General features: G+C 71.7%; 19 protein-coding genes. 18 read left to right on the top strand and 1 reads right to left on the bottom strand.

Going from position 1 to position 18,991, the window contains the following annotated elements; all coding sequences use genetic code 11:
* Positions 1-23: 23 nt before the first annotated feature.
* From KOV94_RS15825 to KOV94_RS15775, 11 genes are all read left to right on the top strand, one after another.
* Complete coding sequence (locus KOV94_RS15825; RefSeq protein WP_218052573.1) at positions 24-611, top strand: hypothetical protein; 588 nt, start codon at positions 24-26, stop codon at positions 609-611.
* On the top strand, positions 605-1,504 hold the full coding sequence (locus tag KOV94_RS15820) for a hypothetical protein (protein ID WP_218052572.1): 900 nt from the start codon (positions 605-607) through the stop codon (positions 1,502-1,504). Before KOV94_RS15825 ends, KOV94_RS15820 begins: the two co-directional genes overlap by 7 nt.
* Before the next feature lie 17 nt (positions 1,505-1,521).
* Positions 1,522-2,202, top strand: coding sequence for an SAF domain-containing protein (locus tag KOV94_RS21420; protein ID WP_372449489.1), 681 nt, complete (start codon positions 1,522-1,524; stop codon positions 2,200-2,202).
* A 403-nt stretch (positions 2,203-2,605) separates the two neighbouring features.
* Positions 2,606-4,414, top strand: a complete 1,809-nt coding sequence (locus KOV94_RS21355; RefSeq protein WP_218052570.1) for a TadA family conjugal transfer-associated ATPase — start codon at positions 2,606-2,608, stop codon at positions 4,412-4,414.
* A complete protein-coding gene (locus KOV94_RS15805; RefSeq protein WP_218052569.1) occupies positions 4,411-5,268 on the top strand; it encodes a type II secretion system F family protein in 858 nt (285 codons plus the stop codon). The genes KOV94_RS21355 and KOV94_RS15805 overlap by 4 nt, the downstream gene beginning before the upstream one ends.
* A 233-nt stretch (positions 5,269-5,501) precedes the next feature.
* Entirely contained in the window at positions 5,502-6,152 is a 651-nt protein-coding gene (locus KOV94_RS15800) for a type II secretion system F family protein (RefSeq protein WP_218052568.1), read from the top strand.
* Between the two features lie 12 nt (positions 6,153-6,164).
* Entirely contained in the window at positions 6,165-6,365 is a 201-nt protein-coding gene (locus KOV94_RS15795) for a hypothetical protein (RefSeq protein WP_168676193.1), read from the top strand.
* A gap of 9 nt (positions 6,366-6,374) precedes the next feature.
* On the top strand, positions 6,375-6,773 hold the full coding sequence (locus tag KOV94_RS15790; protein ID WP_308160596.1) for a TadE/TadG family type IV pilus assembly protein: 399 nt from the start codon (positions 6,375-6,377) through the stop codon (positions 6,771-6,773).
* Positions 6,770-7,195, top strand: coding sequence for a TadE/TadG family type IV pilus assembly protein (locus tag KOV94_RS15785; RefSeq protein ID WP_225916815.1), 426 nt, complete (start codon positions 6,770-6,772; stop codon positions 7,193-7,195). The genes KOV94_RS15790 and KOV94_RS15785 overlap by 4 nt, the downstream gene beginning before the upstream one ends.
* Complete coding sequence (locus tag KOV94_RS15780; RefSeq protein WP_218052566.1) at positions 7,192-7,635, top strand: pilus assembly protein TadG-related protein; 444 nt, start codon at positions 7,192-7,194, stop codon at positions 7,633-7,635. The genes KOV94_RS15785 and KOV94_RS15780 overlap by 4 nt, the downstream gene beginning before the upstream one ends.
* The gene (locus tag KOV94_RS15775) at positions 7,632-10,589 is read left to right on the top strand and encodes an AfsR/SARP family transcriptional regulator (protein ID WP_218052565.1); all 2,958 of its coding nucleotides are present in this window, start codon (positions 7,632-7,634) and stop codon (positions 10,587-10,589) included. Before KOV94_RS15780 ends, KOV94_RS15775 begins: the two co-directional genes overlap by 4 nt.
* 59 nt (positions 10,590-10,648) lie before the next feature.
* On the opposite strand, the gene KOV94_RS15770 is transcribed toward KOV94_RS15775, so the two are convergent.
* Entirely contained in the window at positions 10,649-11,539 is an 891-nt protein-coding gene (locus KOV94_RS15770) for a prolipoprotein diacylglyceryl transferase (RefSeq protein ID WP_308160595.1), read from the bottom strand.
* Between the two features lie 164 nt (positions 11,540-11,703).
* Here KOV94_RS15770 and KOV94_RS15765 point away from each other — a divergent pair, with 164 nt between their 5' ends.
* From KOV94_RS15765 to KOV94_RS15735, 7 genes are all read left to right on the top strand, one after another.
* Complete coding sequence (locus KOV94_RS15765) at positions 11,704-12,099, top strand: hypothetical protein (RefSeq protein ID WP_218052564.1); 396 nt, start codon at positions 11,704-11,706, stop codon at positions 12,097-12,099.
* A 694-nt stretch (positions 12,100-12,793) separates the two neighbouring features.
* Positions 12,794-13,096, top strand: coding sequence for a M15 family metallopeptidase (locus tag KOV94_RS21350; protein ID WP_218052563.1), 303 nt, complete (start codon positions 12,794-12,796; stop codon positions 13,094-13,096).
* Positions 13,097-13,255: 159 nt separating this feature from the next.
* On the top strand, positions 13,256-13,516 hold the full coding sequence (locus KOV94_RS15755) for a DUF6112 family protein (RefSeq protein WP_308160593.1): 261 nt from the start codon (positions 13,256-13,258) through the stop codon (positions 13,514-13,516).
* Positions 13,517-14,629 carry a hypothetical protein gene (locus KOV94_RS15750; RefSeq protein ID WP_218052561.1) on the top strand — a complete coding sequence of 371 codons (1,113 nt, stop codon included), beginning with the start codon at positions 13,517-13,519 and terminating at the stop codon, positions 14,627-14,629.
* Positions 14,626-16,038 (top strand): SCO6880 family protein, encoded by a 1,413-nt coding sequence (locus KOV94_RS21415; protein WP_372449481.1) that lies wholly within the window; start codon positions 14,626-14,628, stop codon positions 16,036-16,038. The genes KOV94_RS15750 and KOV94_RS21415 overlap by 4 nt, the downstream gene beginning before the upstream one ends.
* 116 nt (positions 16,039-16,154) lie before the next feature.
* Positions 16,155-17,351 (top strand): putative type IV secretion/conjugal transfer ATPase, encoded by a 1,197-nt coding sequence (locus KOV94_RS15740; RefSeq protein ID WP_225916813.1) that lies wholly within the window; start codon positions 16,155-16,157, stop codon positions 17,349-17,351.
* Positions 17,311-18,447, top strand: coding sequence for a DnaB-like helicase N-terminal domain-containing protein (locus tag KOV94_RS15735; RefSeq protein WP_218052559.1), 1,137 nt, complete (start codon positions 17,311-17,313; stop codon positions 18,445-18,447). The genes KOV94_RS15740 and KOV94_RS15735 overlap by 41 nt, the downstream gene beginning before the upstream one ends.
* The last annotated feature ends 544 nt before the right edge of the window (positions 18,448-18,991 follow it).

Below are 18,991 nucleotides of genomic sequence, written 5' to 3'. Positions count from 1 at the left end.
ACCGCGCAGGGGGCGGGTGTCCGATGAGGCATCGACACATCTCCACGCGCTCCGCGTTGGGCGGGCTTCTCCTCGCCGGCGCGGTCCTCCTCGCTGGCTGCACTCAGCCGGGACCGGACCCGACCCCCACGACTACTGCCTCGCCGGCATCTCCGACACCGTCGGCGAGCCCGACGCCGACGCAGGACCCCGCCACCGCCTCGGCAGAGGCCGCGATCCTTGATGCCTACCGTGGCTACTGGGCGGCGAAGGTGACGGCGTTCAGCGACCCCACCGTGGAGCCGGGTGCGGAGCTCGAGCGGTTCGCCGTCGACACGGCGTTCGCGGAGGTCATCTCTGGCGTCTACACGTTCCGTCGCAACGGCATCAAGGTCCTCGGCGAACCGACGCTCTCCCCCCACGTCTCGGAAATCGTCGTCGGCGAGCAGGGCACGGCCACGATCGTCGACTGCGTCGACGGCGCCAACTGGACCCCGGTGTACGCCGCGACCGGAGAGTCCGCGGCGCAGCCTGGCCAGGCGTCGAAGCTGACAACGACGAGCACCGCGTACTACTACGTCGACCGCTGGACCATCCGGTCGTCAGTGGTCGACCACGAAGCGCCATGCTGATCGACGGTGCTGTCGCAGTGGCACTCGCGCTCGGCTCTGGCCTCGGTACGAGCGGCGAGGTCGTCTGCTCGCCGCACTCGACGTTCTGCGTCATCGACGTCGGCACGCCGGGCGCGCCCGCCCAGCCCGCACCGCCCGCGGGCGGGGGCAGCGGGATCGGCGCCGAGCGTCGGTGCATCGTCTCTGCGACCGGCGTCGAGGTCCCGTGCCAGAGCCCGCTCGGGTGGTTCAACGACCGCGACGACTGCTATTGGCGCAAGCTCGACGTCCAGCCACCTGCCACCGACGTGATCTGGGCCGGCCACCACCCCGAGGGCGCGATCTACTCCGTGTCGTGCGTCGGTACCCAGCCCGGCGGGCGCCAGGGCTGGGTCTGGTCGGCGGCCGAGCCACCCGGGTACGGCGGGACGTCGATCACGCCGCAGCAGCTCGCCCAGCGGGCGGTGTCGCTGCTCGAGCTCGCCGGGCCAATGATCCGGCTCACCATCGGCCCGGACGAGGCTGGCGTCGTCGGTGTCCCTGTCTGGCTGTGGACAGACGTCACACCGTCGACGTGGGGGCCCGCTTCGGCGACGGCAAGCGTGCCCGGGCTCTCTGTGACGGCCACCGCTAAGGCGCGACACATCGCCTGGTCGATGGGTGACGGGCGATCGGAGACTTGCGCCTCGCCCGGGACCCCGTACGTCGAGGGCGGAGTCACCTCCCCGACCTGCCAGCACATCTACGACCGCCCGTCGACGGCCGAAGCGAACGGGGTCTTCCCGATCAGCGCCACCACGACGTGGGACGTGACCTGGAGCGGAGGCGGCGCGTCGGGCTCCCTCACCGTCACGCGCCAGTCCACGGCCAGTGTCCGCATCGACGAGGTGCAGGTGCTCGTGACCCAGCAGTGAGCCAAGCAGGAGGGGCCATGACGGCCACCAGCGAGAAGCAGACGCACGACGGATCCCCGGCTCGGCCGGATCTCCGGCCACCGCTGACCATCGCGCCACGAGGGCGGCGTCGACCGTCGCTGGTCATCGCAGGCGTTGCCATGGTTGCTGTCGGCGCCCTCGCGGTGGCGTGGCTGGTGTCCTCGGCCGGAGACCGCGAGGAGGTTGTCGTCATGGCCCGCGACGTGCCGTACGGCGCGACGATCACGGCGGCCGACCTCACGACCACCTCGGCCTCGCTCGACCCCACTGTGCGGGCGGTGCGGGCGGGCGACGCCGACGACCTTGTCGGTCTCGTCGCCTCGACCGAGCTCACGCGGGGCAGCCTCGTCTCCCCGGACGATGTCGCGACGGGCGGCATCGTCGGAGCCGACGAGGCGCTCGTACCTCTTCCCCTCGTGCCTGAGCGCGTTCCGGCGGGCGGACTCGCTGCGGGCGACCGGCTCCTCGTGGTCGACGCTCCTCCACCCGGCGCGGACCCCGTCGCCGGCGCTCCCTCGACGCATGAGGCTCGCGTCGTCCGAGTCGGTTCCCCCGACGTCAACGGGACGGTCGTCGTCGACGTCGTGACCAGAACGGACGATGGACCCGACCTCGCGACACGAGCCGCGACGGGGCGCTTCGCGATCGTGGTCCTCCCGGCTGAGGTCTCGCCATGACCGTCGTCGCGCTGTGCTCTGCAGGAGGCGCACCGGGCGTCACGACGACCGCGCTCGCCCTCCTCGCCGCGTGGCCGTCCGGACGGCCGGGGCGGCGGGTTCTCCTCGTCGACGCGGACCCGGCAGGTTCCGGACTTCTGGCAGGCGCGCTCCTGGGGACGCCGACGGAGTCGGTCGGGGTCTCGCTGGTGGCGGCAGACCGGGGGGCGGTGTCGCCCAGCTCGGTCATCGAGCGGACGGCTGCGCTCGACCTCGAGGCGAGCCGGATGGTGCTGCCGGGCGTCAGCGAGCCCCGACAGGCACGCCCGCTCCTCACGCTCTGGCCCGCGCTCCTCGACGTCGCACGAGACCTCTCCGACGACGGGATCGACGTCGTGGTGGACGTCGGTCGGATCGGGCATCGGTGGGAGCCGACGCCCTGGATCTCCGGTTCCGACGTCGTCGCCCTCGTGGTCCGGCCCGAGGTCGGGTCAGCCGTTCGAGCCGCAAGCGCGATGAGGGCGATCGCAGCCGAACGCGCTGGTCGTACCCCGCCGCTCGGCATCCTCGTGGACGCCGGTGGATACCGACCACCCGAGATGGCGGACGCGATCGGCGCAACCGACGTCCTTGCCCTGGCGTTCGACCGCTCGGCTGCAACGACGCTCTGCTCGCCGGCGTCTCTCGACTCGCACCGTCTCGCCGCCTCGCGACTCGTGCGGTCGTCTCGCGCCGTCGTGGAGCGGCTCACCGAGCTCGCGCCGGACCCCATGGCGGTGGCGCCGTGACCGGGCGTGACGTGGGCATCGACCACAGGAACGGCCACGCCGCAGGGTCGCCCTTCGCCGCGACGTCGGTCGCCATCCAGTCCCCCGCGGACTCGGTCGCCGCCGACCTCTCGCTCGTCCGCGACGTGCGAGCGGTCGTCGCGGCACGGCTCGCCGAGCGCTTGCAGGCCCAGCGGATCGACTCCCCAGGGGCGCGTCGGGAGCTCGCGCGGTCGCTGGTCGCCGCTGAGCTCAGCGAACGAGCGCGAGACCGCGTCCGCCGTGGCGAGGACCCGTGGCTGCTCGAGACCGAACTGGCGACCGGGCGGGCTGTCATGGCCGCGCTGTTCGGCCTCGGGCGCCTCCAGCCCCTGATCGACGACCCGGCGGTCGAGAACATCGAGGTGGATGGGCACGACCGCGTCTGGGTGTCGTATGCGGACGGTCGCATCGTCCGCCATGCCCCGGTGGCCGACTCGAACGACGAGCTGATCGAGGTGCTGCAGCTGCTCGCGGCGCGCACCGGCACCGCAGAGCGCACGTTTTCGTCCGCGCACCCGGCGCTCCACCTCCGGCTCGACGACGGCTCACGTCTCGCTGCGGTCGCCTGGACGACGCCGCGGCCGCACGTCGTCATCCGCCGGCACCGGGTCCGTGACGTCGACCTCGACGACATGGTGACGCTCGGCTCGCTCGACACCGTCCTCGCCGCCTTCCTGCGAGCTGCGGTCCGAGCCGGCAAGAACGTCGTCGTGACAGGTCTCCAAAACGCGGGCAAGACGACGCTGGTCCGGGCGCTGGCGAACGAGTTCGACCCGATGGAGCGGTTCGCCACGATCGAGAAGGAGTACGAGCTGCACCTGCACGATCTCCCAGACCGGCACCCACGTGTCGTCGCGATGGAAGCCCGCGAGGGCTCGGCCGAGCTCGATGCGCTCGGGCGTCGTGCGGGCGAGGTCACTCTGACCGAGCTCGTCACCACGGCGCTGCGGCTGAACCTGCGCCGCATCATCGTGGGCGAGGTTCGGGGGGCCGAGATCCTGCCGATGCTCGAGGCGATGTCGACCGGCGACGGTTCGCTGTGCACACTGCACTCGCGGTCGGCGCATCACGCGGTCGACCGGATCGTCACGCTGTGCCTCTCGGCCGGCGTGCACATGACCGACACGTTCGCTTACCGCCTCCTCGCCGGGTCGGTCGACTTTCTCGTGCACATCGAGCTCGTCGACGAGCCACCGCCTGGGAAGCGTGAGCGCTTCGTCTCCCAGGTCGTGGAGATCGACGGACTCGGCGAGCGCAACCGGCCTACGACGACAACGGTCTTCGGGCCCGGTCCGGACGGACGCGCCGTCCCGCTCCACCGACCCGCGTGCCTGGCGGACCTCGTCCGGGCGGGCTTCGACGAGCGACTGCTCGACCACACCATGGGCACCTGGGCAGCGCACGAGGCGGGGGCTAGCTCATGACCAGCGTCCTGGCCTCCGTAGCGGGCGCAACGCTGGCGGGTGGGCTCGTGTTCGTCGGCATCGGGCTGCTGCGACGTCCCGATGCGGACGCGCCCCGCGCACGACGGATCTCACGGCGACGGGCCTCTGCGGCCGGCTGGCACCGCTGGCGGGGGCTCGCCGCCGGCGCAAGCGGGGTCGCGGCGTGGGTGGCGTCGTCGTGGCCGGTGGCCGGTGTCATCGTCGCCGCCGCCGTCTTCGGCCTTCCCTATTTGCTCGGGTCCGAGAGGGTCGCGGCACGGGCGATCCTGCGCGTCGAGGCCATCGAGGAGTGGACACGGCGTCTTGCTGACGTGCTCGCCACGGGTGTCGGCCTCGAGCAGTCGCTACAGGCGTCGGTGGGGACGTCCCCTGCGCCGATCTCGCGCGAGGTCGGCGCACTCTCCGCGCGACTCTCGGCGCGCTGGACGACCGAACTGGCGCTGCGATCGTTCGCCGACGACCTGGACGACGCCGCCGGCGACTTCGTCGTCGCATCCCTCCTGCTCGCGTCACGGCGGCGCGGGCCTGGGCTCTCCTCCGTGCTCACCGCCGCTGCCGGATCGGTCGCCGACGAGGTGGCCTCTCGCCGCAAGGTGGAGGCCGAGCGAGCCCGGCCTCGGTCGACCGCTCGCCTCGTCACGCTCATCACGCTCGGTGTCTCCGCGGTGCTCATGCTGAACGGTTCCTACCTGGCACCGTACGGCGACGGACTCGGGCAGCTGGTGCTTCTGGCGATCGCCGGCGCGTTCACGGGTTGTCTGCTGTGGGTGCGTGCGCTGACTCTCAGCCCGCCCTCCCCTCGCTTCCTGGCGGCCCCGGACGGTGCACGATGACGGCGAACCTCGTCATCCTGATCGCCGGCGGGCTCGTGGGCGCCGGGATGGTCGTCGTCACGGCGGGCCTCAGACCGGCGCGGCCCGACGTGGTCCAAGCTGTCCGCTCGCTGACGGAGTCGTCCCCATCGCGCCGTGCGCCGAGGACGACGCGATGGGGCGCGCTCCAGGACCGCGCGCTCCCTCCGGCCGCTCATGTCTTCAGACTGACGCGGTACGCCAGCGACCTGCGGATGGTCGAGATGTCGCCGGAGGATCTCGCGGCGCGGAAGATCCTCTACGGCCTCGTCGGTGTCGCCGCTCCCCCGGTGATGTCCGGGCTGATGCTCGTCGCGGGGGTCAGCCTTCCGGCTGGTGTGCCGGTCGGGGCGAGCGTCGCGCTGGGCGCGGTCTTCTTCCTGCTTCCCGACGTGAACGTCCGCCAGCAGGCGGTCACCGCGCGAGCGTCGATGCGGGCGGCGACGTGCGTGTTCCTCGAGCTGGTCGCGATGGAGCGGCTCGGCGACGCAGGACCTACGGAGGCGCTGGACCGAGCGGCGGGCGTCGGAGGGTCGCGTGAGTTCGCGCGCATCCGGGACGCCCTCCTCCGGGCGGAGCTCGCGGGCCTGCCGTCGTGGCACGGCCTCACCGAGCTCGCGGCAGCGACACGAGTCCCCGAGCTCGGCGACGTCGCCGACATCATGCGCCTCGCCGGGCGCGACGGCGCCGCCGTCTACGCGACGCTCCGCGCCCGCGCCGCCTCCCTCCGTACCCAGCTGCTCGCGACGTCCGTCGCCAAGGCGAACGCCGCCTCTGAGCACATGGTCGTGCCGGTCTCGCTGCTCGGCCTGTGCTTCATGGCCCTCCTGGGCTATCCCGCGTTCGTGCGCATCCTGCTCGCCTGACCGGAGGACCTCATGCTCCCGCTCCTCGCCCTCGCCTACCTCGACAGCCTCATGACGTCCGCTCGAGCGAGGGTGCGCTCGCGAGCGGGGTCGGACGCCGGCGCCTCGACCCTCGAGCTCGTGATCATCATCCTCGGCCTCATCGCCGTGGCCGGCGTGCTCGTCGTCGCCATCACCGCCGCCGTCCAGCGGCGGGTCGACCAGATCACGTGACGGCGACTGATGTCGTCAGCCATGCGCCCGCGGGACGAGGGGTCGGCCAGCGTCGAGCTGGTCATCCTCTTCCCCGCCCTGCTGCTGATCGTGACCGCGCTCATCCAGTACGGGCTGTGGTTCCACGCGCAGTCGGTCGCGACCGCGGCCGCGCAGGAGGGCGTCGCCGCCGGCCGCGCGCTCGACGCTGGGCCGGGCGTCGCACAGGCGAGCGCACTGTCCTTCATCGCTGCCCACGGGTCCGACACGCTCGTCGATGCCACTGCCACCTCGGCAGGGCGCGTCGGAGAGATCACGGTGGTGGTGACGGGCCGCTCGTTGTCAGTCGTTCCCGGCGTCGGAGGCCTCGCAGTCCAGGCCTCCGCGCACGCGCCCGTCGAGCGCTTCGTCAGGGAGGACGCCGGATGATGCGCCTGCCACCTCACGACGACCGCGGCTCGGTCACTCTCGAGCTCGCGATCATCGCGCCTGCGCTGCTGCTGCTCCTGGCCCTCGTCGTCGTGGCCGGACGGGTCACCACCGCGGCAGCTGCTGTCGAGCAGGCAGCGCGCGCGGCCGCTCGGGAGGCGTCGCTCGCTCGGTCTCCGGAGGGTGCCCGAGACGCGGCGACAGCTGCAGCCCGGGCGGGCCTCAACGAAGCGCGCTGCACCTCTTCGAGCATCAGCGTCGACACCAGCGGCTTTGCCGCGCGACTGGGCAGCGACGGCAGCGTCTCGGTCTCCATCGTCTGCCTGGTCACCTTCGGCGACCTCGTGGCGCCCGGGATCCCCGGTTCCCGCTCGATCACCACGTCGTCGACGTCACCGCTCGACAGGTACCGGTCGCGATGAACGCCCGCCTGCAGGCTCTCGTCGCGGACTCCGACCGGGGATCGGTCTCGGTGTTCGTCGCCATCAGCATGCTCGGACTGCTTGTGCTGGTCGGGCTTGTCGCCGACGGCGGAGCGAAGCTGCGGGCGACGCAGCGCGCCGATGCTGTGGCCGCAGAGGCGGCTCGTGCCGGCGGCCAGGCACTCGACCTGCCCGCCGCCGTCATCGGCCAGCACGACCGGGTCGATCGAGCGGTCGCCGTGCGTGCTGCGGAGGCGTACCTGGCAACCGTGGGCGCGACCGGTTCCGTCACGGTCAGCGGCGACCGGACGCACGTCGAGGTCACCGTCACCGACACCGCGCCCACCGCCTTCCTCGGCCTCCTCGGGATCGAGCAGCTCACGGTGACAGGGAGCGCCTCGGCCACGCTGGTCGACAGCACAGGAGGAGGTGCGCCATGACCGCGTCATCTGCGCGATCGGAGACGGCTCGGGACACCCACGACGTCGTCCGCGCGCTCGCTGCCGTAGCGACCCTGGCGGCGTTCGTCTTCGGAGTGCCGTTCGCGCTTGTCGCCCTGGCCCCCTCCTACGTACCGGGCGGGGCCTTCGCAGCGTCCGAGAGCCCGGCCGACCTCGTCACGCGTCCGGACGACGGCGCGCTCCTCCTGCTCGTGCTCGCCGCCGCGGCGTGGCTCGCGTGGCTCGCCTTCACTGCATCGGTCGTCGTCGAGGTCGTCGCGAGCCTCAAGCGGGCGGCATCACCGCGGTTGCCCGGCCTGCCAGGGGTGCAACGCGTGGCCGCGAGGCTCGTCGCGTCGGTGTGGCTGCTGGGCTCGGTCGGCTCCGGAGTGGCCGCGCTTGGAACGCCGGCCCTCGCGTCGCCGGCGACGCTGGCGTCCGCGCCGGTGGTACCGCACGGGCCAGCCGATGGTGAGCGACCGCCGCTGAGTCCCGAGCCTGAGTCTGTGCCTGAGCCCGCGGTCGACGGTGGGGTCACGCCCACCACCGGACCGATCGTCCGCGTCGAGAGGGGCGACACCCTGTGGAGCCTGGCCGAACGCCACCTGGGCAACGGTGCGCGGTACGTCGAGATCCGGGACCTCAACGCAGGCCGCCTGCAGGCCGATGGTCGGACGTTCGAGGACGCTGACTGGATCCTGCCCGGCTGGACGCTTGAGCTCCCGAGCGATGCGGTGGGCGTGCAGCCCGCACCCGGGGCTCCCGCACACGAGGCGGCAGCGACCGTCACCGTCGAACAGGGCGACACTCTCTGGGACCTCGCGGCCGAGCACCTTGGCGACGGTGGGCGCTACGGCGAGATCCTCGACGCGAACCGCGGGACCACTCAGCGCGACGGCACCACGTTGACGGACCCCGACCTGATCAGGCCCGGGTGGGTCCTGCAGATGCCCGGCATGGACGCTGCCCTCCCGGCAGCCGAAGCCGAGATCACCTCGCCGGCCGCGACGTCAGAACCGGTGCGCCCGAGCGCGGCCACTGGGAGTCAGACGCCTGCCGTCGGGTCGCCTCTCGAGGAGACTGCCACGCCAGACGCCGAGCTGAGCGATGCCGCAACAGCACCCGCTCTGGCGGACCTCGCGGCAGGCGCAGGTCGGGATCAGGGCACCACTGACCAACCTGGAGAGGCGAACCAGCAGCTCTGGTACCTCGGGCTGACCGCGCTCGGTGCAGCCGGTGTCGTGGCAGAGATCGTCCGGCGCCGCCGCCTCCAGCACCGAGCGCGCCGGCCAGGTGAGCTCATCCCGATGCCGACTCCGGATTCCGGAGCGGCTGCCGCCGAGCGCTCGCTCCGGGCGGCACCGGCGCCGGTGAGCCCGGCAGCCCTCAAGGTCGCGCTCGCGAACCTCGGATGTCGGTGCTTCGACGCCGGACTCGACCTCCCACGGATCGGCGCGATGCTCCTCGACGAGCACTCCCTGACCGTGCTCCTGACGGAAGACTTCGTGCAGCCCGTTACCCCGTTCGTCGCGGTCGACAGCCGCACGTGGCGGGCGGCGACCGCGGACATCGCGGCGGAGCGTCCGATGGAGGACAGCGAGCAGTCCGTCCCGCACCCTCTCGTCGTCGTCCTTGGTCATACGGAGTCGCAGACGCTGCTCGTGAACCTCGAGGCAGCGGGCACGCTCGTCGTCACCGGGCAGACTCACGTCCAGGACGTCGTGCGAGCGCTGCTCGTCGAGCTTGCGACGTCTCCGCTCTCCAGCGACGTGACCGTCGTCGTCGACTCCGAGTGGTCGCGGCTGGCCGAGGTCTTCGAGGCACATCGGATGCGCGGGCGACACGACGACGCCGAACGGCAGACCCTCGCGCGACACGTCGCGCACCACCTCACGGCGACCGGCGTCGACGACGTCCTCCAAGCACGGGGAGATCGCCATGCGGGCGACTCCAGCATGCCGATCGTGTTTGCGGAGCACGAGGCAGTGGGCACGGAGAGCGCGCCGTGGAGCGGTACCGCGCTGGTCACGACAGACAGCGCAGCCGCCGGATGGCGGCTCGACATCTCGCCTGAGGGCGAGGCAACACTCGTGCCCTGGGAGATCCGGTTCCGCCCTCAGCGACTCGACGCTGCCACGACCGAGCGCCTCCATGAACTGCTTCTGACGTCCGTACCGCCGGCACCGGCGGAGGTAGCACCAGCTCCGGGCGGGGACCCGCTCGACCTCCTGAGGGAGCCGCCAGAAACGGCGGTCGCCCGGAGCTCTGATGAGAACGCCGATCCGGTACTCGTCCGCGTGCTCGGCCACGTGGAGATCGAAGGCCTGCGGAGGCCAACAGACAGTCTCAGCCCGAGGATGACCGAACTCATCGTCTACCTCGCCCTTCACGGACCTGCGACCGGCGCCGAGCTGGACGACGTGCTGTGGGACGGCGCGAGGATCAGCGCCGGAACTCGAAACGCACTCGTCTACAGGACGAGGCAGAAGGTCGGCGAAGAAGTGCTCCCGCTCGTGGGACCGGACGGGATGTACCGGCTGGGCCACGAGGTGGACTGCGATTGGCGGAGGTTCCAACGCTTCGCCAACGAAGCCGCCGGCGCTTCGGGCGATGCCCTCGTCGACCTCTTGCGCGGTGCGCTCGACCTCGTCCGCGACACGCCGTTCAAGGGCGTCGCCGGAACACAGTTCGCCTGGGCTGACCCGGACATCGAACGGATGTCGAGCACGATCGCCGACGCATCGCTCGCCCTTGCTCAGGCGCTCGCGGGCGAGCACCGGGACCGCGAGGCCCTCGACGTCGCGTTGCGAGGACTCATGTCCGAGCCGTTCTCGCGCCCCCTGCAGGATCTCGTGGTGCAGACGACCGCCGCGACGAGCGGCGTGGAGCAAGCCCGGGCGCGCCAGAGGCAGTTCGTGGCTCGGATCTCGGACCTCGATCCTGAACAGCTCTAGCGGACCGGCGACGTGCGCCTCACCTCGTGCGGGCGAGCTCTACCTCCTCGAGCGGCACGTCAGCGGCGTCGAGCGGGCTCACGACCGGCCATCGCTTCGTCGATCGCGGGCCGCTGCAGAGGTGATCGTGCGCGCGTCCGTGCGCGGCCGTGGCTGATGACAGCGACGCCCGACAGGATGCTGGAGGCGGCCCAGATCTGGGGCTGCGTCAGCCCGAGCAGGACGTGCTCGTTGAGGCGCAGAAGCTCAACCAGGAACCGCGCGACACCCGACAGGACCAGGTACGCACCGAGGAGCTCGAAATCTGGCCGCCATCGTCGCTGGAGCGCCCAGAGCACTGCGGCGATCGCCACCGCGGCGAGCGCCTCGTAGAGCGGTGTGGGATGCACTGGCACGTCGGTTGCCACGGTCGCGTCAGGCAGCGCAGCGCCCCACGGCAGCGTCGTCGGCTTGCCGTAGGTGCCGTCCCCCGACAGCCAGCACCCCACACGGCCGACGCCGTATGCAAGCGTCAGCGGTATCACCGCGGCATCGACGACTACCGCGGTCGGCAGGTGCCTGCGGCGGGCGACGACCAAGAAGGATGCGACCCCACCCACCAGTCCGCCGTACCACGTGAAGCCAGAGCCCCCGAGATGGTGCCACGTCACCTCGTCGGCGTGCTCGAGCAGGAAGTAGACCTTCGCACCGACGAAACCCCAGATCGTCGCCCACATCACGAGCGCGTGAGCATCGTCCCGACGAAGCCCGCGATGGGTGAAAGCCCGGCCGAGCACATATGCGGCGAGGAGCGCCGCGGCCGCCTTGCTCACCCCGTACGACTGGACGTCGACGCCGAAGATCGAGAAGAGAACTGGCTGCACCTCAGAGTCCTTTCGTCGTCGGCAGAGGAGGGCTCCGCGCGACGCCCACGGCATCCGTGAGCACTGCCGATCCTCGAGCTGCAGCACCGCCGTCCCGATCTTCTTGCCGTCAAGGTTTGGTCAACAGGAGGACCGAACGCGTTTGACGCGACCAAGCAGCGCTTCACAGGCCGCCAGGTCGTTCACGGCTTAGTCGGAACTTCACCAAGCCTCGACCGAGCGCGCTGTGGAACCGCTCCACGATGGGCGCCATGACCGATGTCGAAGCCCGCGTTCGAGCCGACTCGGCCCCCGAGCGCCCGCCAGGGACGGCCGGCCGACTGCGCGCGGTGTGGACCGCAGTCTCGGGAGCCATGGGCTTCGTCGCGGGTCTGGCTCCGCACGTCCTCCACCACGTCGGGCCACTGATCGGTACGGCGCTCGTCGCGGGTGCTGGAGGAACCGTGGTGTTCGCCGTCATCGGGCTCGCCGCGTCCATCCCCTTGCTGCTCCGCCTACGTCGGCGCTTCCGCTCCTGGTGGGCTCCGGGAGTCGCTCTGGCCGTGTCGGGAATCGCCTTCGCTCTGTCGACCGTGGTGATAGGGCCGCTGATCAGCGAACAGCCCTCGGCTCCCACGACCCCCGCGGAGCACGCCCAGCATCACTAGCGGTGGCCGCTAGCGGAGAACGGCGCCACATCGAGTCCGCGAGCCGCGTCCGATCGGCAGGGTCTCGCCCGCTGTCGCCCGCGTCCGAGAAAGCACAAGCGAAGGAGCATTCGGCACCGCGGCAGGCCGGTCAGATGCGGGCGTTCGTTGCCGCCGGTCCCCGCGAAGCCCGAGACGCGGAATGGGACGACACAGCGCAGGACGGCCGACGGCCGTGCACGGGCGGGACGGACAAGACGAGCGGCACAGCACGCCACGACGCAGAACACCGTCCCGCCTCGTAGCGCCGGCCAAGATCGCCGTCGCGGTCACTCTGGCGACGTCGCTGGGCGGCGCAACGGTGTCGGCGCTCGCGGGCACAGGGGCGTCCGCTCGCCCGTCCACGTCATCGGCCGGCCCCAGCACGGTTGAGGCGCTCACCTCCGAGCTTCCTAACCTCGTCCCTCCTGCATCGCTTGTAGCGAGCAACAGCGGGGACACGAGGCGTCTCGCAGTGGGACGAGCGTCCCGCGCCTCTGCTCGGCCGGAACCGGAGACCGACAATGGTCCGGACGCGTGTGACGGCGTCGTGACCGACCCGGGCACGAACGGTCGGGTACCTCGGTCGGAACTGTGCGCACTTTGGCAGCGTCCGTTCGAGGACAGGGCGGATGCTGTCGTTGCCCTGTTCGCGCTCAACGACGAATACGCCGCGGTGTTCGGCGAGCCGATCTGCCTCTCGTCGGGCTACCGCACGTATGAAGAGCAGGCAGCCCTGCGTCGCACGAAGGGGGCCGTGGCGGCTCCGGCGGGCCTGTCCAACCACGGCTGGGGGCTCGCCGTGGACCTCTGCGGCGATGCGTACGCGGGTGCGCGTGGTCGCTGGCTCGCGAAGAACGCCGGAGCCTTCGGCTGGGAGAACCCCGCGTGGGCCCGGAAGGGCGGTTCCGGCTTCTACGAGCCGTGGCACTGGGAGTACGTGCCCGGACGGGACGCCGTAGACGCCGCTCAGCGCTGACTTGGCGGGAATGTCGCGCACGCGATCGGATCCCGCTGCGTCGCACGTTGGGTGACCTGCCGCGCACCTCCCAACAGAGGCCGTGCCCACGGCTGAGGCGATGCGGAGGTCAGTGGAATGAGCGCGCAATCCGTCTGCTGCCGCCTGGGAGACCCCGGCGTGACGCCGAACGAGAGCGGGCTTCCAGGGCTCAGCGTGGCGCGGGAGGTCGTCGGAGCGCTCATGACCTGGGGGCTCGTCGCATGCGTCGCTGGTGTCATCGTGTCGGTGATCGTCTGGGCCATCGCTCGAGGCAACGGCAACTACTCGTACGCCTCGGGCGGCAAGACCGGTGTACTCGTGTGCGCGGCCGGGGCGCTGCTGATCGGCGGCGCGAACGCGATCGTCGCGTTCTTCTCTGGGCTGGGCGGGCAGATCTAGATGTCCGTCGCGACTGTCGACCCATGCGTCGGCCCGATCGCCTTCGTCTGCGACGTCGCCAACGCGACTCAGGAGGCGGCGGCCGACTACGTGCTGGGCAGCCTCGGTGCCGGCTTCGTCGAGAGTGCCGCACAGGTCGGGGAGCTGGCCGTCGCCGCTCTCGACTCGACCACATCGATCGACCTCGGGGTGGCGTGGTTCCGGGACAACGTCGCGGTCATCTCGGCCGTCGCGCTCCCCATGATCGTCGGCTTGTTCGTCGTCCAGGTCATGGCGTCGGTGGTGCGGCGCGAGCCCGGCGGGCTCGTGCGCGCGGTCGTCGGTGTCGCGAAGGCGCTCGTCGGGTCAGTGCTGGCGCTGGCGGTGACGCAGCTCGCGCTGACGGCGGTGGACGGTGTCTGTGAGTACATCGCCCGCAGCGCGGGGACGACCGTGGCAGAGGCGGCCGCGCGGTTCTTCGACTTCGCGGCGATGCTCACGTTCGCACCCGGGCTGCAGCTGCTCCTTGGATTCGCGCTGATCGTGGGCTTCTTCCTCCTGTGGGGAGTCCTGCTGTTCCGCAAGGCGGCGCTCGTGCTCGTCGCCGTCTTCGCTCCCATCGCCTTCGCCGGGTCCGTCTGGGACCAGACGCGCGTCTGGACCCGACGGTGGATCGAGGTGGTCGCGGCCCTGGTGTTCTCGAAGATCGTCATCGTCGTGACCTTCGTCGTGGGCTCGTCGGCACTCGCCGGCGATGCCGGCGCCAGTGCGCCGACGCGCGTCGCCGACGTCGGTGCAACCGGGCTGTCGGACATGCTCGTCGGCATCCTCCTGCTGGCCATCGCCGTCTGGGCGCCGTGGCTGACGTGGCGTTTCGTGCACTGGTCGGGGATGGAAGCGGCGGGTGTCATGCACAGCGCCGTCGCGGCCAACCCGATCAGTCGAGCGGCGCGGTCCGCAGCGACGACGAGCCGGCACGTGACGCAGCAGCTGGCGATGAGCGCTGCGACGTCTGGCGTCAGCGCCGCCGCTGGCGGTGCACGCGCTGCAGGGAACGGGGCACGAGTGGCGGTGCCGCAGCGGCCGAGCCCTCCCCCGCACCCCACTCCCTCGTCAGCCGGTGAGCAACCATGACCTCGAGCACCGCGGCGCCGACGCGCTTCGGGCGCCGGGAAAGTCGGGGCATCCTGCTCGGGCTCACCGCGGCTCAGCTCGGCGTCGTGACAGTTGCGCTCGCCGTCGCCGTGGGGGCGGTCTACTCGTCGGGCGCTGCCGGACTCGTATCGGCATCACCAGCCTGGGGGCTCCTGCTCGGGGTCGGCACCGTCAGCGTCAGCGACCGACCCCTGGTGGACTGGACGCCTGTCGCCGCCGAGTGGTGCATCCGGAAGGCGCTCGGGCGCACGACTGCGGCGCTGTCGACGCGTGGCCGCGACTCGGACGGTGTTTTCGTTCCGGGGCTGGCTCGCCGCATCGACCTCGTTGACTGCTCGTCGGCCGGCGCGGTGCTCGCGATCGATCGAGCAGCGGGCACCGTCTCCGCCGCACTGCGTGTCGACGGCACCGGATTCCTGCTCGCGGACGGCGCCACCCAGGACCACCGGGTGAGCGCGTGGGGGCGCGTCCTGGCGGCGCTCTGCCAGCAGCGGGACGTCGTGCGCGTCCAGGTGCTCGTCCGGACGCGCCCGGGTGGGATGTCACGGCCGCGCGCCTGGTGGGCGGAGCACTGCGTCCAGCGCGGCGACACCGTCACAACGGAGCTCGTACGGCTCCTCGACACCTCGTTCGTCGACCCGTGGGTGCACGAGGCGTTCGTCGCCGTCTCGATGAAGCTGGCGCGAGGGAGGCAGCGTGGCATGTCCTCCACCGACGTCGAGGCGACTGCCACGACCCTCAGCAACGTCGAAGCCGCCCTGGAGGCCGCTGAAGTCAGGTCGTCAGGGTGGCTCGACCGTGAGCACCTGCTGGACGCGATCCGAGCGTCCTACGAACCCGGACCCAGCGGCCGGGCTGAGGGCGTCGTGACGACGTCGGTAGCGACGGGTGTCGACGAGCACTGGACGCATCTCGTGACCGGTGAGGCCGTGCACGCGACGTACTGGATCGCCGAGTGGCCGCGGAGCGAGGTGCATCCGGGCTTCCTCCAGCCGATGCTGCTCGAGAGCGCTGCTCGGCGGACGTTCTCCCTGACCGCAGAGCCGCTGCCGATCGCGAAGGCGCTCAGGGAGATCCGGCGCGCCAAGGCCGAGCACGCCGCTGACGCCGTGCAGCGGGCGCGACTCGGTCAGGTTGAGAGCGAGGTGACGCGCGCAGAGGTCGCGGAGCTGGCACGACGAGAGGCCGAACTCGTCGCCGGCCACGGCGACGTCCGGTTCACGGGGCTCGTCTCGGTCTCGGCGGACGACGAGCACGAGCTGGCCCGACGGTGCGCAGCGCTCGAGACAGCTGCGGCGCAGTCGCTGTGCGATGTGCGACGACTCGTGGGCCAGCAGGGCGCGGCTCACCTCGCCGCGTGCCTACCGCTCGCGCGAGGTGTCCTGTGACCGGGCGGCCGCGTCGCCGGCTGTTCCGCGCGACGGTCGGGCGGTACCGCCCTGGCCCCGTTCGACTGCCACCGCACCGCGCGTCGACGGCTGTCCTTGCCGGCGCCTACCCCTTCTTGGGCACCGTCCCGAGCGACGTCGGCGTCCCCGTCGGCGTCGACGCCTTCACGGGCTCGCTCTACTGCTTCGACCCGTGGGCGCTCTACGCCCGCGACGAGCTGACCAACCCGAACGTCGTCCTGGCGGGGGTGATCGGGCAAGGGAAGTCAGCCCTCGCGAAGTCAATCGCCCTCCGGTCCATCGCTGCCGGCCGTCGGGTCTACGTCCCGGGTGACCCGAAGGGCGAGTGGGCAGCGGTCGCCGAAGCCGTCGGCGGGACGGTGATCCGCCTGGGGCCCGGGCAGCCCTCGAGGATCAACCCGCTCGACGTGTCCGCCGCAGGCGATGACGGCGCACGGGGTCGGCTGCTCGCGGCCTGCGCCGGGAGCAGCCTGCGACGCGACGTGTCGGCGAGCGAACGCGGCGCGCTCGACGCCGCTCTGAAGATCGCCGCCGCGCGGGCAGGTTCTCCGACGATCGCCGACGTGGTCGACACCCTGATGACGCCCGACCGCACCGCGGCTCAGCAGGACGGGATCACCGTCGCCGACCGGACGCTCGACGGCCGCGACGTGGCGCACGCGCTGCGCCGTCTCGTCCGGGGCGATCTCGCCGGCATGTTCGACGGCCCGTCGACCGCGCACATCTCCGCCACGTGTCCCATGGTCGTGCTCGACCTGTCGGCGCTGGGCACGGACGACGACGCTCTCGCGATCGCGATGACGTGCTCGGCCGCGTGGCTCGAGTCGACGTTCGAGGGCTCGTCCGCCAGACGCTGGGTGATCTACGACGAGGCGTGGCGCCTGATGCGCGACGTGGCGCTGGTCCGCCGCCTCCAGGCCCACTGCAAGCTGTCGCGGGCCCACGGGATCGCGAACCTGCTCGTTCTGCACCGCCTCACCGATCTCGACGCCGTCGGGAAGCGCGGCTCTGAGGCCCGGGCGCTCGCGGAAGGACTGCTCGCCGACTGCTCGACCCGGATCGTCTACCGCCAGGAGTCGGACCAGCTCGCCGCGACACAAACCGCGCTCGGCCTCACCCGGCCGGAGCGGGACCTTCTTCCGCTGCTCCCTCGCGGGACCGGCCTCTGGCGGACACCAAGCCGAGCCACGGTCGTGCACCACGTGCTTCATCCCGTGGAGCTCGACCTCATCGACACAGACCGAGCGATGCGTGACGAACCCACCGGTGGAGATGATCGCGATGCGGCATGACGAGCTCGTGCGCCTCGCCGAGCAGGCGACGCTCGGCGGCCTCATGCTGCGACCGGAAGCCCTCGGCTCGGTCCGGCCGTGGCTGCGAGCCGACGACTTCGCCGACTCGTGGCACGGCCAGGTCTACACCGCGCTCCTCGAGCGTGAGCCGGTCGGCGGCCGCGATCCACACTCGATGGCCGCAGTGCTGGTGGACAGGCTGGGGACTCGACGAGCGAACCTCCCGCGTTTCGCCGACCTCATCCACATGACTCCCCCGGCGCCCGAACCGGCCGAGTACGCGCGCATGGTCGCCGGCAACGGGCTCCGCCGAGAAGTCGCCGGGCTCGGCGTGCTGCTTCAGGCGGCGGCTCTCGCCAGTGCCAACGACCTGAGCGCGGGCCCCCTCACCGCCACGTGCTCGCTCGTCGACGCCGGCCTCGACCGCGTCGACATGAGGTGGTCGGGCGCCACCGGGACACCGCACGACGATGTCGTCGTCCCGCTTCAGCTGCGCGCGGCGGCCCGGAACACGGGGCGTGCTGCTCGCCTCGCCGCCGACAAGTACCTGACGGCACATCCGCCGCGCGACCACGAGTCGGAGCGCCAGCATGTCGCGCTCCTCGTCGGGTCCTTGATCTCGCACCCCGGGCGCATTCCCGACGTAGGCCGTTGGCTTCCTCCGACTCGGATCGAGGACGCCGGGTGGCGCGTGCTGTACGGGGCCACGCTCGAGCTCGCGGAGCTCGGGCGACACGTCGACGTGCTGACCGTCGCCTGGGCCGCCGCCGCCCACGCACACCACGGCCCGGAGCTGCCGAGCCTGGCGTTGCTGCGGCAGACGGTCGATGACGCCTGGTACGTGCACCCGCCGGAGATCACGCGGCTCGTCGCCGCGGACCAGGCGCGCCAGATCGCCGACGTGGGCGCCGAGCACCTGCAGGCTGCGGCCTCGAACGTCTCGCTCGAGATCGGCGACCTCGTCGACGCAGGACGGGCGGTGACCACGACCCTCCGGACGATCGCAAGCGCACTCGAGCCCCGCCCGGCGACCGAGCCGACCACGGTTCGCATCGTCGAACCGCCCGCGATCACGGCACAGGGCGCCGCACGATGATGTCGTCACGGCCGCCTGTCCGCCCCGGCCCAGCACGCTCCAGCGGATCGGACCTGACGTCATTGGCGACTGCTGCTCTCAGCGGAGTTCTGGCCGTCGCCAGTGTCCTGTGGGCGGGAGCTGCCGTCGGATGCTTCCTCACCGGGCGCGGTCTCCCACGTGGCGGGCTGGTACCGCCGCTCGTCGCCCTGCGGCACGCTTCCGCGCCGTCGACTGCGTGGCCGTTCCCGGCCGACCTGCCGGGCGCCGGCCCTTACTGGCTCGGAACGGCGCTGGTCGTCGTCTCACTCGCGGTCGGTGGCGTCGCGGTGTGGCGCTGCAGGCACCGTCTCGCCAGCACGGCCGGAGCCGTCCAGGCGCTCCGCACACTCCCCGGCATGGCCGCACCGGGTCAGGTCATCGCGGTCGCCGGCGCGCGGGCTCTGCGTCGACAGGCAAGCGTCGTCCGCCCATCGCTCGCCGGTCCGGTACCGGCCGACCAGGTCGGGTACCGGCTCGGCTCCCTACGAGGGCACGACCTGTGGTGCTCGGTCGAGGACTCGTC

Origin of the sequence: Cellulomonas algicola (genome assembly GCF_019024305.1) — a bacterium.
Classification (GTDB): Bacteria; Actinomycetota; Actinomycetes; order Actinomycetales; family Cellulomonadaceae; genus Cellulomonas; species Cellulomonas algicola.
Note: the sequence above shows the minus strand (reverse complement) of the source record. Positions and strands in the feature narration are given on the sequence as shown.

Bases quoted from the DNA above. Each gene is read 5' to 3' on its own strand.
- KOV94_RS15775 (WP_218052565.1), top strand. From the start codon at position 7,632: ATGACCGCGTCATCTGCGCGATCGGAGACGGCTCGGGACACCCACGAC.
- KOV94_RS15765 (WP_218052564.1), top strand. From the start codon at position 11,704: ATGACCGATGTCGAAGCCCGCGTTCGAGCCGACTCGGCCCCCGAGCGC.
- KOV94_RS15800 (WP_218052568.1), top strand. From the start codon at position 5,502: ATGGTCGAGATGTCGCCGGAGGATCTCGCGGCGCGGAAGATCCTCTAC.
- KOV94_RS15820 (WP_218052572.1), top strand. From the start codon at position 605: ATGCTGATCGACGGTGCTGTCGCAGTGGCACTCGCGCTCGGCTCTGGC.
- KOV94_RS15785 (WP_225916815.1), top strand. From the start codon at position 6,770: ATGATGCGCCTGCCACCTCACGACGACCGCGGCTCGGTCACTCTCGAG.
- KOV94_RS15790 (WP_308160596.1), top strand. From the start codon at position 6,375: ATGTCGTCAGCCATGCGCCCGCGGGACGAGGGGTCGGCCAGCGTCGAG.
- KOV94_RS15750 (WP_218052561.1), top strand. From the start codon at position 13,517: ATGTCCGTCGCGACTGTCGACCCATGCGTCGGCCCGATCGCCTTCGTC.
- KOV94_RS15805 (WP_218052569.1), top strand. From the start codon at position 4,411: ATGACCAGCGTCCTGGCCTCCGTAGCGGGCGCAACGCTGGCGGGTGGG.
- KOV94_RS15780 (WP_218052566.1), top strand. From the start codon at position 7,192: ATGAACGCCCGCCTGCAGGCTCTCGTCGCGGACTCCGACCGGGGATCG.
- KOV94_RS15795 (WP_168676193.1), top strand. From the start codon at position 6,165: ATGCTCCCGCTCCTCGCCCTCGCCTACCTCGACAGCCTCATGACGTCC.
- KOV94_RS21420 (WP_372449489.1), top strand. From the start codon at position 1,522: ATGACGGCCACCAGCGAGAAGCAGACGCACGACGGATCCCCGGCTCGG.
- KOV94_RS15825 (WP_218052573.1), top strand. From the start codon at position 24: ATGAGGCATCGACACATCTCCACGCGCTCCGCGTTGGGCGGGCTTCTC.
- KOV94_RS21415 (WP_372449481.1), top strand. From the start codon at position 14,626: ATGACCTCGAGCACCGCGGCGCCGACGCGCTTCGGGCGCCGGGAAAGT.